Origin of the sequence: Phyllobacterium sp. 22229, from assembly GCF_052056495.1 — a bacterium.
Lineage (GTDB): Bacteria > Pseudomonadota > Alphaproteobacteria > Rhizobiales > Rhizobiaceae > Phyllobacterium > Phyllobacterium myrsinacearum.
On sequence record NZ_JBQEPA010000024.1, the window covers coordinates 71999 to 87216 of the forward strand.

Annotated in this window: 18 protein-coding genes and 2 pseudogenes; 14 read left to right on the top strand and 6 right to left on the bottom strand. The window is 56.1% G+C overall.

Annotation, left to right across the window (positions count from 1 at the left end; all coding sequences use genetic code 11):
- Positions 1 to 2: 2 nt before the first annotated feature.
- The 7 genes from pheS (at position 3) to ACTJJ7_RS23795 (ending at position 5014) form a co-directional block, all read left to right on the top strand.
- Entirely contained in the window at positions 3 to 1070 is a 1068-nt protein-coding gene (gene pheS / locus ACTJJ7_RS23765) for a phenylalanine--tRNA ligase subunit alpha (protein ID WP_440969032.1), read from the top strand.
- Positions 1071 to 1131: 61 nt separating this feature from the next.
- Positions 1132 to 1404, top strand: a complete 273-nt coding sequence (locus ACTJJ7_RS23770) for a hypothetical protein (RefSeq protein ID WP_440969033.1) — start codon at positions 1132 to 1134, stop codon at positions 1402 to 1404.
- Between the two features lie 12 nt (positions 1405 to 1416).
- A complete protein-coding gene (locus tag ACTJJ7_RS23775; protein ID WP_105734666.1) occupies positions 1417 to 1923 on the top strand; it encodes an AsnC family transcriptional regulator in 507 nt (168 codons plus the stop codon).
- A gap of 84 nt (positions 1924 to 2007) precedes the next feature.
- Positions 2008 to 2796, top strand: a complete 789-nt coding sequence (locus ACTJJ7_RS23780; RefSeq protein ID WP_105734665.1) for an ABC transporter substrate-binding protein — start codon at positions 2008 to 2010, stop codon at positions 2794 to 2796.
- A gap of 104 nt (positions 2797 to 2900) precedes the next feature.
- Positions 2901 to 3578, top strand: coding sequence for an amino acid ABC transporter permease (locus tag ACTJJ7_RS23785; protein ID WP_440969034.1), 678 nt, complete (start codon positions 2901 to 2903; stop codon positions 3576 to 3578).
- Positions 3575 to 4249: an amino acid ABC transporter permease gene (locus ACTJJ7_RS23790; RefSeq protein ID WP_105734663.1), complete on the top strand. Its 675-nt coding sequence runs from the start codon at positions 3575 to 3577 to the stop codon at positions 4247 to 4249. Before ACTJJ7_RS23785 ends, ACTJJ7_RS23790 begins: the two co-directional genes overlap by 4 nt.
- 36 nt (positions 4250 to 4285) lie before the next feature.
- The gene (locus ACTJJ7_RS23795) at positions 4286 to 5014 is read left to right on the top strand and encodes an amino acid ABC transporter ATP-binding protein (RefSeq protein ID WP_130273042.1); all 729 of its coding nucleotides are present in this window, start codon (positions 4286 to 4288) and stop codon (positions 5012 to 5014) included.
- A gap of 350 nt (positions 5015 to 5364) precedes the next feature.
- Here the strand turns inward: ACTJJ7_RS23795 and ACTJJ7_RS23800 are convergent, their stop codons facing one another.
- Positions 5365 to 5589, bottom strand: coding sequence for a hypothetical protein (locus tag ACTJJ7_RS23800; RefSeq protein WP_440969035.1), 225 nt, complete (start codon positions 5587 to 5589; stop codon positions 5365 to 5367).
- Between the two features lie 272 nt (positions 5590 to 5861).
- On the opposite strand from ACTJJ7_RS23800, the gene ACTJJ7_RS23805 reads away from it, so the two are divergent.
- Complete coding sequence (locus ACTJJ7_RS23805) at positions 5862 to 6536, top strand: hypothetical protein (RefSeq protein WP_440969036.1); 675 nt, start codon at positions 5862 to 5864, stop codon at positions 6534 to 6536.
- 142 nt (positions 6537 to 6678) lie between these two features.
- Here ACTJJ7_RS23805 and ACTJJ7_RS23810 read toward each other — a convergent pair.
- Both ACTJJ7_RS23810 and ACTJJ7_RS23815 read right to left on the bottom strand, forming a co-directional pair.
- Positions 6679 to 6834: pseudogene (locus tag ACTJJ7_RS23810) on the bottom strand (class I SAM-dependent methyltransferase); the annotation flags it as partial.
- Between the two features lie 154 nt (positions 6835 to 6988).
- Positions 6989 to 7456: a hypothetical protein gene (locus ACTJJ7_RS23815; RefSeq protein WP_440969037.1), complete on the bottom strand. Its 468-nt coding sequence runs from the start codon at positions 7454 to 7456 to the stop codon at positions 6989 to 6991.
- 140 nt (positions 7457 to 7596) lie between these two features.
- On the opposite strand from ACTJJ7_RS23815, the gene ACTJJ7_RS23820 reads away from it, so the two are divergent.
- The gene (locus ACTJJ7_RS23820) at positions 7597 to 7812 is read left to right on the top strand and encodes a hypothetical protein (protein WP_440969050.1); all 216 of its coding nucleotides are present in this window, start codon (positions 7597 to 7599) and stop codon (positions 7810 to 7812) included.
- On the opposite strand, the pseudogene ACTJJ7_RS23825 reads toward ACTJJ7_RS23820, so the two are convergent.
- Positions 7731 to 8065, bottom strand: a pseudogene (locus tag ACTJJ7_RS23825) (CoA transferase). The gene ACTJJ7_RS23820 and the pseudogene ACTJJ7_RS23825 overlap by 82 nt on opposite strands.
- Positions 8066 to 8129: 64 nt before the next feature.
- Between ACTJJ7_RS23825 and ACTJJ7_RS23830 the strand changes: the two are divergent.
- From ACTJJ7_RS23830 to ACTJJ7_RS23845, 4 genes are all read left to right on the top strand, one after another.
- Positions 8130 to 9038: a LysR family transcriptional regulator gene (locus tag ACTJJ7_RS23830; RefSeq protein ID WP_440969038.1), complete on the top strand. Its 909-nt coding sequence runs from the start codon at positions 8130 to 8132 to the stop codon at positions 9036 to 9038.
- Between the two features lie 185 nt (positions 9039 to 9223).
- Positions 9224 to 9994, top strand: a complete 771-nt coding sequence (locus ACTJJ7_RS23835; RefSeq protein WP_440969039.1) for an alpha/beta fold hydrolase — start codon at positions 9224 to 9226, stop codon at positions 9992 to 9994.
- Between the two features lie 75 nt (positions 9995 to 10069).
- Complete coding sequence (locus ACTJJ7_RS23840; protein ID WP_440969040.1) at positions 10070 to 10705, top strand: glutathione S-transferase family protein; 636 nt, start codon at positions 10070 to 10072, stop codon at positions 10703 to 10705.
- A 222-nt stretch (positions 10706 to 10927) separates the two neighbouring features.
- Complete coding sequence (locus tag ACTJJ7_RS23845; protein WP_440969041.1) at positions 10928 to 12097, top strand: epoxide hydrolase family protein; 1170 nt, start codon at positions 10928 to 10930, stop codon at positions 12095 to 12097.
- A gap of 243 nt (positions 12098 to 12340) precedes the next feature.
- On the opposite strand, the gene ACTJJ7_RS23850 is transcribed toward ACTJJ7_RS23845, so the two are convergent.
- Positions 12341 to 13465 (bottom strand): alpha/beta fold hydrolase, encoded by a 1125-nt coding sequence (locus ACTJJ7_RS23850; RefSeq protein WP_440969042.1) that lies wholly within the window; start codon positions 13463 to 13465, stop codon positions 12341 to 12343.
- A gap of 709 nt (positions 13466 to 14174) precedes the next feature.
- Here ACTJJ7_RS23850 and ACTJJ7_RS23855 point away from each other — a divergent pair.
- Positions 14175 to 14465, top strand: coding sequence for a hypothetical protein (locus ACTJJ7_RS23855; protein ID WP_440969043.1), 291 nt, complete (start codon positions 14175 to 14177; stop codon positions 14463 to 14465).
- A gap of 50 nt (positions 14466 to 14515) precedes the next feature.
- Here ACTJJ7_RS23855 and repC read toward each other — a convergent pair.
- Positions 14516 to 15218, bottom strand: a 703-nt coding sequence (gene repC, locus ACTJJ7_RS23860) for a plasmid replication protein RepC (protein WP_440969044.1), incomplete at its 5' end; no start/stop codon positions are given.

The following is a 15218-nucleotide window of genomic DNA, read 5'->3' on the forward strand; positions in this document are numbered from 1 at the left end:
CCATGCAGAAAATCATCGCAGAATTCCTGTCCGGAATTGCTGAAACAAGCGACGAGCAAAAGCTCGAGGCAATCCGTATCGAAGCGCTCGGAAAGCAGGGGGTAATCACTGCCCAGCTCAGATCGCTCGGCTCCATGTCCATAGCGGATCGCAAGCTTCGGGGCGCAGAGATCAACGGGTTCCGGGATGTCGTTCAGTCGGCATTGTCAGAACGAAAAATCCACCTGAAGCAATTGAGTGTAAGCGCAAAGCTCGCTCAGGAAGGGCTCGACGTAAGCTTGCCAGTGCGCTTCGGCTCCGAAACTCACGGACGAATTCATCCTGTATCGCAAGTAATCGATGAAATCACCGCCATTTTTGCTGATATGGGATTTGCGATCGCGGAAGGCCCCGAAATCGAGACGGACTTCTATAATTTCACTGCGTTGAACTTCCCAATCGGTCACCCGGCTCGGGAAATGCATGACACGTTCTTTATGAATGCGGATGTGAGTGGCCACCGCAAAGTTCTGCGAACGCATACCTCTCCGGTCCAGATCCGGACTATGGAAAACGTTGAGCCGCCGATCCGTGTCATCATCCCCGGTCGTACCTATCGCAACGACAGCGATCAGACGCACACACCAATGTTCCATCAGGTTGAGGGACTTGTCATAGACAAGAGCTCACATATGGGCCACCTGAAGTGGGTTCTTGAAAACTTCCTGAAAGCGTTTTTCGAGGTCGAACATCTGAAAATGCGCTTTCGCCCATCCTTCTTCCCTTTTACCGAACCTTCTATGGAGGCGGATATTCTTTGTTCTACAGAAGGCGGGGAGCTTCGGATCGGGCAAGGCAACAAATGGATGGAGATCCTTGGTTGTGGAATGGTACATCCAAATGTGCTGCGTAATTGCGGGCTTGATCCTGACATCTATCAAGGCTTTGCGTGGGGCATGGGCATAGATCGGATCGCTATGCTGAAATACGGAATGCCTGATCTGCGCGCCTTCTTTGACGCCGACGTGCGTTGGCTCGATCACTATGGCTTTCGTCCGCTCGATATTCCAACTTTGTTTGGAGGACTCTGAGCTACGGTAAACGACGCGCAGAGAAATTGGGAGTTGCGGCAGCGTTATCCGGAAAGCGGTTTTGATTGACGGGGTCGCCAATATTCTGGAGCGCGTTGAAAATCCGAAAGGCAGCCGCTGGATCAGCTCGGATTTGGTTCGGGCTTTGCCGATTGTACAAATCCATAAGCTGCTTGAAAATGATCAATCTGGCGGACCGCTTAAAGTACAGCCCATTTCCCGTCAATGGTCGCAGCGTGCGGATCAGACCGGGTACAGCTCTTGTATTTTCAATATCCCATGCGTAGGATGTGGTCTATTGCAAAAATTTCTCTCCATTTTTTTCCGTTTATGAAAGTTAGACTCCTTGCGAGATCATCTCGACCAAACCGATCGCCGGCTCGTCAAACTGCTTTCACAGAATGCCCAGCTAGGTATTACGCGGCTCGCTGAGATGATGGAGATATCCGTACCGACAGTACGGACACGGCTGCGCAATCTGCTTGATCGGAACCTTCTCAAGATCACAGGCCTGCTGAACCTGACCGAGCGTCCGGAACTGATTTCAGCCATTGTCGGCGTCAACGCTCAAGGGCGGGGCCGCGCGCGGGAGATCGCGCGCCGCATTGCAGAATTACCCTTCGTCAATTCCGCATCTGTCGTGACAGGACGGTTCGATATTATTGTCGATGTTGTCGTTGCCGGGGATGTAGCAGACCTTTATCGGGTCACCAGCGAGTTAATTCCGGCGGTTGGCGATCTGGGAGAAATCGTCCGCACGGAAACCTTCGTGGTGATGGCATCGTGCAACAAATGGGTCAATCTGCCTGAAGGATGCTGGTCCGAAAGCACAGAGGTGCCGCACAGCGAATAGTCATTCTGAAAATCCTGTCCGAGGAGATCGGACCCGTACCAAGAACGTCTAAAATAGACGACATATAACGAGGAGGAACCGGAAATGAAGATTGCCAACTTGTTCATCGCAGGTCTTGCGATACTCACCGCCGCTGGCGCCGCAAGCGCCGGAACGCTCGATGATATCGTCAAGCGCGGAGAATTGCGTGTCGCAGTCCAGACACAAGGCCCACCCTTTTCCATGGTTGATCAAGCCGGTAAGCGCACAGGAAGTTCTGTGGAACTTGCCGAACTGATGGCAAAGGAAATGGGCGTGAAAATCAGTTTTCTCGACTTCGACTGGGATGGGCTTATTCCGGCGCTCCTGTCCGGCAAGGCCGATCTGCTGGTTGCGGACATGACCCCGACTCTGCCGCGCGCCATGAAAGTCGCCTTCACCAAACCTTTCATGTTCACGGGCAGTACCGTTTTTGCAAAAGCGGGCAGTAAGTTCACCACGATCGATTCCTGCAAGGCAGCCGGCGCCAAAATCGCGGTACTATTGGGTGCTACCGGTGAAAAGGTCGCCAAAGCCACATTCCCGGATGCTGACATCAAGAGCTACAAGGGTGGTGGCCCACTCCTCCTCGACGCCGTCAACAATGGTCAGGCCGATTGCGGCGTCAACGATGTCTCTGCTGTGAAAGGCCAGTCAGCTGCCTATCCGGTTGGAAGCTTCACAATCATGCCGGAAATGCTGTCGAAAGAGCCTTTGGCCTTTGCGACACGTTATGACGAACAGGATCTCCTCATCTGGATGAATCTGTTTCTCGATCAGGTCGCCATTGACGGTCGCCTCCAGAAGAACCTGGATTACTGGGTCAACTCAGACGCATGGAAGAAAGATCACTAGACAGGGATAGATTTGGGTGGTCGCGTGTTGGTTCTTCAACCTGTCCACGGCCACCCATCTGCCCGATTATCGTCTGCACAGTCGCCTGAGGAATCATCCCGGACATGCTTGAAAATTTCAGCTTTCGCACCATTGCCGAGTACCTGCCGCTGTTCGGGCACGGCTTCCTTGCCACGCTTTGGTTGTCCGTCGTTTCCTTCGCCGGCGCACTGGCGGTTGGAATTGTGCTTTGTGCAATGAATTTGCAACGCTCACGCTTGTCCAAAGTTCCGGCAAAGATCTATATCGATGCCATCCGGGCAACCCCTCTGCTGGCGCAGCTTTATTTTCTCTATTTTGGTTTGCCGCGACTGGGTATCGTACTGCCGGAACTCGTTGTCGGCATTCTTGCTCTATCGTTGAACAGTGGAGCTTATATCGCCGAGATCATCCGGGCGGGCATCCTTTCGATCGCCCGCGGGCAGGTGGAAGCGGGTATTGCGTCCGGCATGACTTACATGCAGCGCATGCGCTTCGTGGTCCTGCCTCAGGCTTTTCGCGTGACCATTCCCCCCCTCCTCGGCCAAGCCATTGTGCTGGTGAAGGATTCCGCGCTGCTGTCCCTGATTTCCGTTTCCGAACTAACGCGGGCCGGGCAGCTTCTCGCCTCTGACCGCTTCATGCCGGCGGAGGGTTTTATAACAACCGCAGCGTGCTATCTCATCCTCTACTATGGATTGAAGGGTCTGGCGGCCCTGTCAGGGCGTTGGCTTGGTTCACAACCGATGAGGAGCCGAACATGATCTGGCAACAATTCCAAGGTCTCATCGGGAGCTATCCGCTGGCCTTGCGGGGCCTTGGCATGACTGTGGCGCTGTCATTGATCAGTCTTGTTCTGGGCACGCTCATCGGCTTTGCCCTCGGTATAGTGCGGACTGGCAGCAATCAGTTGATCAGTCGCGTGATCGGCGCTTGGGTCGACCTGATACGTGGAACTCCATTCCTTGTGCAGATTTTTCTGATTTTCTTCATCCTACCGGAGTTGGGCATTGAGCTTGATGCTTTCACGGCTGGTATCATTGCACTGTCCAACCTTGCGGCGTGTTTCATTTGCGAAATCGTTGCCGCTGGTATCCGCGCCGTTCCAAACGGCCAGGTCGAGGCGGCGCTTGCATCGGGCCTGTCGCGCCGACAGCGAATACAGCAAGTAGTGTTACCACAAGCAATGCGAATGTCTTTGCCACCACTGGTGGGGCAATATGTTCTCCTTATCAAGGATTCCTCCGTCGTCTCAGCAATCGGCTTGACCGACCTCACCCGGGTTGGCTGGCTAGTGGTTCAACGGGTACCCAATGGGCTGCTTGTGTTCGCCATTGTCGGCGTTGGCTATTTCATCGTTTGCTATCCCCTCATCTTGCTTGCCCGCAAACTTGAACGTCGCATGGGAACAGCTCATGGCGAGGTGCAATTGTGAACTCTGGCAGATACACCATCAAGGAAGGTACCAAGCATGATTGAGTTTCGCGGTGTCAACAAATGGTTTGGAGCACTGCATGTGCTCAAGGATATCACCCTCAGCATCGAACCGCGCGAGGTGGTGGTGATATGCGGGCCAAGCGGTTCCGGCAAAAGCACCTTGATCCGCTGCGTCAACGGTCTTGAGACCACAAAGGACGGTGATCTCATCGTCGACGGTCAACGCGTCGGCGATCCGGCAACCAACATGACCGATCTGCGCGCCGAAATTGGCTTTGTGTTCCAATCCTTCAATCTCTATCCGCACAAAACTGCATTGGAGAATGTTACACTCGCGCCGATTCACGTGCGGAAAATCGCCCGTTCGACCGCCGAAGCGGCTGGGCGCGAGTTACTCGCAAGAGTTGGGCTCGCCGACAAGTTCAACGCTTACCCATCGGAGCTCTCCGGAGGACAACAGCAGCGGGTCGCTATTGCCCGATGCCTTTGCATGCGACCCAAGATCATGCTGTTTGATGAACCGACATCAGCCCTCGACCCCGAGATGATCAGCGAAGTGCTCGACGTCATGGTTAGCGTAGCCGAAGAAGGCATGACCATGATGGTTGTCACCCACGAAATGGGTTTTGCGCGCAAGGTCGCACAGCGCGTCGTATTCATGGATGCAGGGGGCATTGTGGAAAGTGGTACACCGGAAGAGTTTTTCTCTCATCCAAAGACCGATCGCAGCCGTGCCTTCCTCAGCAAGATCCTTCGCCACTGATATTGAAGAGCTTGGGAACCAAAAAATCGTAGGGCGATTGCCGGTTCAAGTTCGTTTCTGTTGGATCTGGCACTTAGGAACAGTTGCCCCACAGTTCTTTATGGTCCCCGACCTGAGGATCGCGACAAGACTACCGCGACGTAGCACCCCACTCTCCACAAATAAATGCGGAGCTCGACTGGAATATTTATGAACGGTTTCACCGAATAGTCCGGTTGGTCATCCACGAAATATCCGATGTCACGCACAGGAAGATTCTGCGCAAATGCGTCGAACCGCGCCTTGTGTTCGATCTGATCGAGCAAATTGGCCTGGGCATGGAGGAGGCCAAAGTGTCCTGGCAGGAAAGATCAAGCGTCTCGTTTCGCATCTTGCTTGAGCGACGATCTGTGTGAACCAAGTATCCCTATCATAAGTGTGATGCTGAGCGATGGCTTGAAGGTCGACTGGTCCACGTGATGGTAATAGTTATCGCCGGCGCATTTGCCCTTCAAAGCTAAGACTGCAAGATCGTGCTCTGCACTCGAACCGTTCGAATGCCTTAGCCCCAGCACCTTGGCCAGTTTTGTTAACATGCTATATTCCTTGGTGTGATTGCGTCATGACCCAAAAATCGCATGGCCGCCCTGCGTAAGCTCGACTCCCGTGGAGGACGGCAGTCGAGTGAAAGCGCCAAACGGATGAACAACGTGACTTTATCTTCGTGGTCGCACAGACATTCCAAATTCCCCCTCTGCGAGATATCATTTGGAGGGGCGTTGGGCGCGGTGCTCAGACTTGCAAACGCCCAAGCGAGAACACAGGAGTCGGCCGACGATGAGCACACGAAATTCGCAGGGCTTCTGATATGGGTGCAACCTCTCGGCCTAGAACCACCGGCCTACGGCAATTCCTTGATCTTGAACAACAGCGCGATTGGATAGAGGGCAAGATCGACTTGCCGGACACGGCCGACCGCTTGGAATCCCTGGAACAGCGTTTCAAATACCTGGCGCGATTTGAGAAGCTGCTTGGTCGCCCGCAAGCAGGGGAAGTCCTGGAAATTCTCGGGCTGTACGGTCCAAACTGCATTCCGATCCCGCGCAAGACCGAGCGCTCCTACTGGTCGGTTTCCTGTCTGCCGTCGACCTCGGACAAACCGCTCGTCCGCGTCAATGCGAGCTGGATGGAGCTTTTCACGCTCTATGCCCAGGACGAAGATATCCGCGCCAGATTCATCGTGCATCTTTCGGATTTCACGACGGATCGTTCAGCCACGCCGAGCCGGGTGGACGAACCCCTGCTCGAGCAAAGTGTCGCGATACCGGAGCACGTCAGCTATTTCTTCCCGCGTGGTGCGGACATTTTCGGCATCAAAGTGCATGGTTCCGTCTCGATCCGAAAATTCCTGACGAGCCGCCGCATGGTGCGCGCCATTCGGACGTTCAACCTGACGCACATGAACCGGGGGCGGAATGCCTATCAGGCGAGCCATTGCTACAGCGTCGCGGATTACATGCAGGCAGATGGAGGGGTTCTTTAATAGGCGCCATCCTGGCGAACTCACAGGCGCCGTCGCACCCTTTGCGCCCGATGTTTACCACAGAGGCGATCTTCGCCTTCGCCTGGAAGCCGACATTGCAGTGACCGCCTCGAGTTCATAGTCGCGCCACAACCGGCTATTCCCCGCTTCCGATCTCCAGCACCCTGCCCGAGCCGCCCAGCGCGGTCACGAACGCATCGATCTCTGTCGCGACCCATTCGGGCATCGCGGCGGCTTCAGCAACGTACTGCGCCGCGACCGTATCATAGGACCGCACGGTATCCAGGTCGGTGCTCATCCTAGCGCTCCTCCTTCAAGACATCAGGCCATATTGCCAATGCTGCCGGGCGACAATGCGACCCATGCCGGTCGCTTCAGCCGCCTCTGCGACTCCGAACAGTAGCCGGTCCGCTTAGGTTACTGCAGTTTCCAAGACGGGTGGATTGCGCCATTCATGAACCCTCCCGGTAATAAACAGGATTCTCGGGATCCCTGTTGAATGCCTTGGCTGTTTCCACAACCAGTTTGACAACTTCTCCGCTCTTCAGTTCGTCAAATCTCGCGAAGCTGAAGTTGTTCTTCCCCGATCGCTTTTCCCCAAGTTTGCCTTTGTAGCAATCAACGATCGGGTGGCCATCGATGGTGACGGAGAAATAGACGCTTATATAGTTCTTCTGAAGAGCGACGCCGATCACCGGCCAGTCGGTCGATTTGCCGGACTTTATTGAATAGCGAAACTTGCCGTAGCCGATCATTTTCATACGCATACCGGCGCTTCCTGCCCGTTTACCCTCATGAAAATAGCACTTGAGTGAGGGAGCAGCGCTGCGGATCAATCCATCCAATTTCTTGAGATCTGGCTCTCGCTCCGGATCGAAACCAAAATAGGCATTCAGGTCTCCAGCAGTCACATTGAACATTGCCGCGATCTCCTCTTCAAGCCGCTACCTTGTTCAAAGACGAATTTGACGAACGGATTCCGACAGCGTCTATAAATTTTTGCAAGCCGCTGTTCCAAGGAACTTCGGCATCCGGTCGGTTGCCGAAGGGCAGCTGTTCTTTGAGCGAGCCTGAAACCGGACGAGCCATTGTCGGCCGCTTCTTAGTCATTGAGATGCCGCGCGTTGAGCATGCGCCCCTCGCGGTCCTTGAACCTGCCGTCTTCCTTCAACTTCTTGTCACCAATCAGATCAATTATGTCAGCGGCAATCTTATCCGTGTAGAGCACGATGCTGATGTAGCCGCTCCGGCCGTCGCCTGGATGACGTCGTCGTAAGCCGGTAAATCACGGTACCGCCCCGCGGAGCCGAAGCCTGCACAATGCACGTAGACGATGCCTTCATGGAGCGCTTTGACTTGCTCGAACCCATATTGAGACGAGCCAGCGCCTTCTCCCGGACATTGGTGATGAAGACGTCCGCCGATGCTGTCAGTTGCCGCATGGCCTCCAGATCATCTTCCTTCTTCAGGTCAAGCACCACGAACGTCTTGCCCCGGTTGAGCGTCATGTGGCATGCGCCAACTAGCATTCCGACCACGTATGAACTATGAGTTGCGGTCAGAAATGACTATTCCATTTATTGAGAGGATCGGATGGATCGCCTTGAGGCCATGTCGATGCTGCTGGAAGTTGTCGATCGTGGTAGTTTCTCCGCTGCCGGGCGGGCAATGCGGGTATCGCTGCCAACGCTGAGCCGTCGGATTTCTGAACTGGAGGATTTGCTTGGCGCCCGCCTGCTCACGCGCACGACCCGCAAAATCATGCTGACCGATGCCGGCGCTGTCTACGTCGCCGCCGCACGAGAGATTCTCAATAAGGTAAAACAAGCGGAGCGCGAAGTCGCAGGCGAGTTCATTGAGCCGATCGGCGAATTGGTCGTAACAGCTCCCACGATGTTCGGGCGCCTTCATGTCTTACCGATCATCACTGAGTTTCTGGAACGTTACTCCGGAATTCACGTGCGGTTGGTGCTGATCGACACCAATCTGGCGCTAGTCGAGGAGAATGTTGATGTGGCGATCCGGATCGGCCAGCTACCAGATAGCGCCATGACCATTAGCCGTGTGGGATCGATCCGGACCGTCCTGTGTGGTAGTCCCCGTTTGTTTGCAGACAAGGGTGAACCGCGCACACTGGATGACGTCGCGCACTTTCCCTCAATTGCGGTGAACATGCCCATTCCAGTCGCACAGTGGCGCTTTGGTATCCCCGGCTCCCTGGACGCACGCATTCCGCCATTGTCATCTCGCCTGACAGTAACAACGCCGGAGGCGGCAGCGGCGGCGGCAATCCTGGGAGCTGGGCTAACGCAACTCCTTCATTATCAAGTGGCCGATGCTGTAAGAGCCGGAACGCTGCGGATTATTCTCGAAGAGATGGAACCGGCCCCGTCTCCTGTTCATCTGCTCCATACATCAAAGGCTCCGCTGCCGCTCAAACTCCGCCGTTTCCTGGACTTTGCCGCACCGCGGCTTCGCAGTGACCTCGCGAGCCTATCATAGGCCCCACGACCATCGTGAACCGTCGAGTGGGCGCGATACTTCCATTTAATGAAACAATGTCTTGTCGATTTGCGTAGTTCCCCACTCCCGACGCTGCCGCTAGATAGGTTTTCGGCAAGCAGCGGCGCTGTGAGTTCTTTGTAGCCTCGCAGACCCCCCGCCCGTATTACGAAGGAGGTAGAATCGTGGCTACGGCAGAGTATTCACATGACCGCACGACTTCCATGCAAGAAGATATCAAAGAGGCCGCGCCCGGCATAACTATTGTGCTGGTGCATGGGGCGTTTGTGGATGGTTCGGGTTGGCGAGCGGTGCACGATAGACTGAACCGCGACGGTTATCGCGTCGTAGTCGTGCAGAACGCCATCCGATCGCTTGAGGATGATGTAGCCAATACGCGGCGCGCGATCGCTGCAGCACCAGGTGCCGTGATCCTTGTTGGCCACTCCTATGGTGGCGTCGTCATCTCAGAAGCGGGCAATGACCCAAAGGTCGTTGCCCTCGTATATGTCGCTGCCTTCATCGCCGATGCGGGAGAGTCGGTCCAGACATTGACAGCCAATCATGTGCCGGTCGGATCGAAACCACCCTTCCTGCCAACCGGGGATGGCTATCTCCTGTTTGACACCTCCAAATTCCCTGAAGTCTTCGGCGGGGATATGCCTCCCGAAACGAGCGGCTTTATGGCAGCGGCGCTCAAGCCTTGGGCCATCGCATCAATGGCCGGCAAAGTCACTGCTGCCGCGTGGCGTGTTAAACCCAACTGGTACGTGGTGGCCACAGACGACAGACTTGTCCACCCCGGTCTTCAGCGCCGGATGGCAGAGAGGGCCGGGGCGCACGTCGTTGAAGTCACCGGCAGCCATGCGATCTACATGACCCAACCCGAAACCATCGCCATGACGATTGTGCAGGCGGCAAGAGCCACGGCGGATTGTGGAGTGAACCAGGCCTAGCGTAGCGGATCCCCGCCGCACAGATAGAACGATGCAGTGATCGCTACATCCGGTTACAAATAAGGATTACTCCGCATGTTGACGCTTTATTACTTTCCACATGCCTGCTCAATGGCTTCCCACGTCGCACTGGAAGAGGCGGGAGCTACCTTCGAATTGAAGAAGGTAAACATCCTAACGGGCGAACAGTTCAAACCTGAGTACCGCGAGATCAACCCGCGGGCAAAGGTGCCGGCACTTCGCTTCGACGATGGTCAGGTTCTGTTGGAATCCACCGCCATTCTCGGCTGGATTGGCAATGCTTTTCCAGATCAAGCACTCCTCGGCAGAGATCCGTTTGAACGGGCGCAGACAATTGCGACCTGTGCCTGGCTCTCCGGTACCGTCCATCCCACATTCACGAAGTTTTACCATCCCGAACAGGTGGTTTCGGAGCCGGGCCTGTTTTTAGCCGTAAAGGCGAAAAGCAAGGAGAATTATTGGAATCACCTCCAGGAAATGGATCGCATCATGGAAGGTCGTTCGTGGATGATGGGTAGTCACTTCACCGTTGCTGATCCATACGCCCTGGTGTTCTTCTCTTGGGGACGCGATCTTGGGTTGCCGATCAGCGACCTGACCAATCTCATGGCCCTGAAAGATCGTCTGATAGAGCGACCGGCAGCTCGTCGGGTGCTTGAAAAAGAAAGAAGCATCCTACTATCCCTGTGAGCAGTTGGTTGACGCCCGCGACACGCCCTTGCACGATGGCGAAAGCCCAAGTCGATCACCACGACTAACGACGCAGATCTCCCAGGTGATTGCCTGAAAAAAGATGGCGATGCGGCTCCGGCTGGATCATTGACAGGTTATTCCCGACTACGCATGAAATGGCAGCCGCCGAAACGTAGCGGAGTGTGGAAGTACAAAACACATCGTTGAAGGAACCGCTACATGAAGCCCTTCCAGATCAGGATCACCGACGAACAGATCGAGGACTTAAAAACACGCGTGCGCCAAACGCGCTGGCCCGGCTCGATATTTCAGGGCGGGGACGAGGATGGGGTGAGCCTCGCACTCGTTCAAAAACTTGCAACACATTGGTCGGAGGAGTTTGATTGGCGTGCGAGGGAATCGCAATTGAACGAGTTGCCCCAATTCACCGTTGATATTGATGGGCAAAACATTCATTTCATCCATAAAAGGGGCGTGGGACCGAATGCACGGCCCCTTATATTGACACACGGCTGGCCGGGCTCCTTCGTAGAGTTTGAAAGAGTAATTCCACTGTTGACGGACCCCGGTTCACACGGAGGTGACCCGCGCGATGCATTTGACGTTGTGGTGCCCTCGCTTCCTGGTTTCGGCTTCTCAGCAGCGCCGAGGCAAACTGGATTGAATGCCCGGCGCGTTGCCGGACTTTGGCAGAAGCTGATGCTTCAACTTGGTTATGAGCGATATTTTGCGCAGGGTGGCGATATCGGAGCGGGAGTATCGGCCTGGCTTGGCGCTCTCTATCCGGCCTCCGTCGACGGAATTCACTTAAATTACATTCCCGGAAGTTTTCGGCCGCCTTTGGGGGCGGATTATCCGGCCATTACAAGTGAGGAACAGCAGTTCCTGGACCGTGCCACAAAGTTCGCGAGCGTAGAGGGTGCCTACTCACTGCTGCAGGCGACCAAGCCGCAGACACTCTCGTTCTCCTTGTCAGACAGTCCTGTCGGTTTGCTCGGCTGGATAGCCGAAAAGTTCGCGAGCTGGTCCGACTGTGACGGCGACCTGGAGACGGTGATATCCGCAGATGCGTTACTGACGAATGTATCAATCTACTGGTTTGGAAACACCATCGACTCGTCCCTTCGGATGTACAAGGAAAACCGGCTACAGCCTTTTTCGTTTCCGGATGTTTCAAACGTAAGCGTACCGATGTCGTTCGCACATTTCCCGAAGGAACTACCGACTCCACCGCGTTCATGGGTCGAGCGTGTATTCGATGTGCGGCGATGGACAAATATGGCGAAAGGCGGGCATTTCGCCGCGCTTGAACAGCCCGAACTCTTGGTTCGCGATATTCAGGATTCATTCCGCGTGTCTCGCGCGCCGATAACCGCCGCAGCGGTTTGAATGCACCAGTAGCGCAGCGGACGAAGCTTTGCCATGCTCGTGCAGCGTCACTGGGAGGTCGAACGAAGGAAGCTATCAAGCGGCTCCATCTCGGCCGTTCAAGTGCACCAGCTCAATGGTGCTCTAGGCCTCACTTTGTCTCCCCTGTGCCTCGAGTTCGTTGCGGGGCCGGTTACTCATCGTGCTGAGCCCATCTGGTTTCCGTACCGGAGATGGGATCGACACCACTGCTTTTCACCGGTGCTACAAGTTCTTTCTGTCGAGCCAATCGCGGATCGCCCGAATGTGCTCAGCCTTGCGTTCCAACGGCAGCCAATGGCCGCTGGGCAAGCTCACAAAACTCAGGTCACGGCAGGCGGCGCGCATTGGATCCCCCTGGCGATTGCCGAGGATGCTGCAGATCTGGTCATAATCGCCGTTGACGAACAGCACCGGTATCGACAATCGACCTTCATCGGGCGCTTCCCCCGCATAGGCAATGTTGGCTTTGTCATTCACATACCAGGAGCAAGGCGGACGGAAGCCATGCGCGTCGAACGACTTTACCAGCGCTTCGAAGTCTGCCACGGGCCAAAGAGCTGGATCGGGCTGGCGCGGCGGGGCACGGTGGGCAGCTCCGAAGCGGCCTCCGTTGCGCGTGACCTTTGCCATCGGCGAAACCGTACCGACGGAAGCAGGACTGCCGGATCGATAGGCCGATGCAAGATATGCGGCCTTGTCAGTATCGAGGTCGGCGATCGCCTGGTCGAAATGCGTATTGTAGTAGCGGGCGTAATCCCACTGGCCGTCTGGATATGCGTCGGCGGGATAGATATCGCGGTCGACCAGCGAGACGAGCGTGTCCAGGCTGTTGCCCTGCGGAAAATACGCCCATGAGGTCAACACGACGCCGCGGCATCGTTTGGTCTCATGGGCGGCCAGCGACCCGACGACGATGCTTCCCCAGTCGTGCCCCACCCAGACGGCAGGATTGCCGCCAAGGTGATCGTGAAGTTCTGCCATGTCCTTCACGATTTCCTTCATGGTGTAGGCGTCCTTGGCCAAAGGTGCCGAAGAACCGCCATAGCCACGCATGTCGGGAGCAATGCAACGCCATCCCTCCACGGCAAAGGCCTCCATCTGAGCGCGCCATATCAGGCTTGAGCTCGGAAAGCCGTGAACGAAGACGATCAGCGGCCCATCGGCAGGCCCGCTTTCAAGGTAATGGGTGGTGTGGCGATCCGTGCTGACGGTGCGCGACGACAACGGCGGCGTGGACGCTCCCCACGCCGTGCCGGACAGCGCCGCCGCACACATGTCTATAAGGACGGCGCGCCGGTCGAGCGTCGGGAGGATGGCGAAATCCATTGATTGACGTAAAGCGGTCATCGTCAGGTACTCCTGTTGAAGTCAGATGGTTTCGGCCCCATCGCGGTCGTTTGATGTCATTAGCTCACTGACCGTTAGCGCTCGCAATGACGAGCGGATGGTGCACATGCTTTTTGGCTCAACTATCAGTTCCAGAGATCAGATCGGACCAATGGCTGCAGGCTCATTGCGGCCACAAAATTTACCCCACTTACCCCCAATCCGAAACGAGCTCTAACGCCAAATCCAGATCAGTTAGTGTTGTTTTCATTATATTAATTGCCTTATTCCGCAATTATAACGATGCTAACTTCCTCATTACGGACTAAGAATATTGCTCAACGATGTGACGCTTGCTTTCTGAGCTGCCTTATAAGAGCGATTGCGCACTGTGGCGGTCCATCGTCTCACTATACGCCATTTTCCTGCATTTGCTCGGCTGTACAGCATTGCTTTTACTGGGTTTTCTGGTGTCCCCTGCCCTCTTGGCTCTGTCCTGGCGCCTGCGTGCTCGCCGGTGTTTTGCTCTTATCGGCATATACAACTGTTCGTTTTCTTGTGACTTGCGAGTTTGTACATGACGGGTTTTCCGGCGGTGTCACCGCTGTTTGCCGGCCAAGCGGCGCGGTTTGGCCCATGCGATCACGCCCCTGCAACCTTGAGGCGCTAGGGGACGTTTCGAAGAGGATTGAAACGGCAGGACTGAGGGTGTGCAATGGAGACAATGGCGATGGTGCAGATCATCCTGAACCGGCGGGCGCAGGACGAGATCCTGCAGCGCATGCTGGAACTGAGCGGGGCTGGCGATGCCCTGGCTCCGGCAACAGGAGATGCGCGGATTGCCGCCTGGCAGGACTGCGCCGAGACGGCGGTGGCTTTCGGCGGCGGCAGCACGCTCAGCCTGCAGGCGCTGACGCTGGCGGAATATCTGAGCGGCGCCGGCCCGTGGGATGAAGGCGGGCGCTTTGCCGGCAGCAACCGCTACACGCTAGCCGTGGCAGCCGAGACGCTCCCCGGCTGACGGGCGCGGGCACAAGCTAGCAGTTATGGACGACACGCTCCGCCTCCGTTTCATTCCATCTGCCCCTTGACCAGCCTGACATGGGAGCCGTTGGCCCTGAGCTGGGCGAGCAGCATCGGCCAGACGGAGAATTCGCCCTTGGCCGCCTTGTCGGTGAGGGATCGCAGATACCCGCCGGCAGAATTGATCTGCCCGGCCCTTTGCAGGATGCAGGCCACGGCAATGGCGGCGTTTTCCTGGCCAAGCACCGCACAGGCCTCCTCATAGGCGGAGGGGCTGACCCCGAGCATGGAGCGCACGACAATGGCCGCCCCCATCAGTTCGGACCAGCTGGCCAGGCCGTTTTTGGCATAGGCGGCTATATCCGGGCAGGCCTGGCGCACCAGCCCGAGCGGAACCGGTTTGGCCTCGAAGGCATCCGCGCCCAGCCCGGAAAGATCAACGCTGCGGCCGGACATATCTGCCGGCAGCCCGGCGGCCCCGCTCATCCCCGGGTCCAGGGTCCGGTCCGGGTTTTCCGCTGCCCTGTCTTGCCCTTGCTGCGGTTCGCTCAAACCTTCCCCGTCGGGATTGTGTGTGTGGTTTTGGCCTTGGTCTTTTCTAAAGCCAGGTTCAAGATCAGAAGTGGATTTGGTATTTGAATTTTGTTTGTGGCGCTCAGAATGAGACTCTTTGCCGCTCGTTTGTGTTAAATTCAGCTTATCCTGCAACAACTTGGAGATTTCCAGCTGGATGCATTCCAGCCCGTCCACA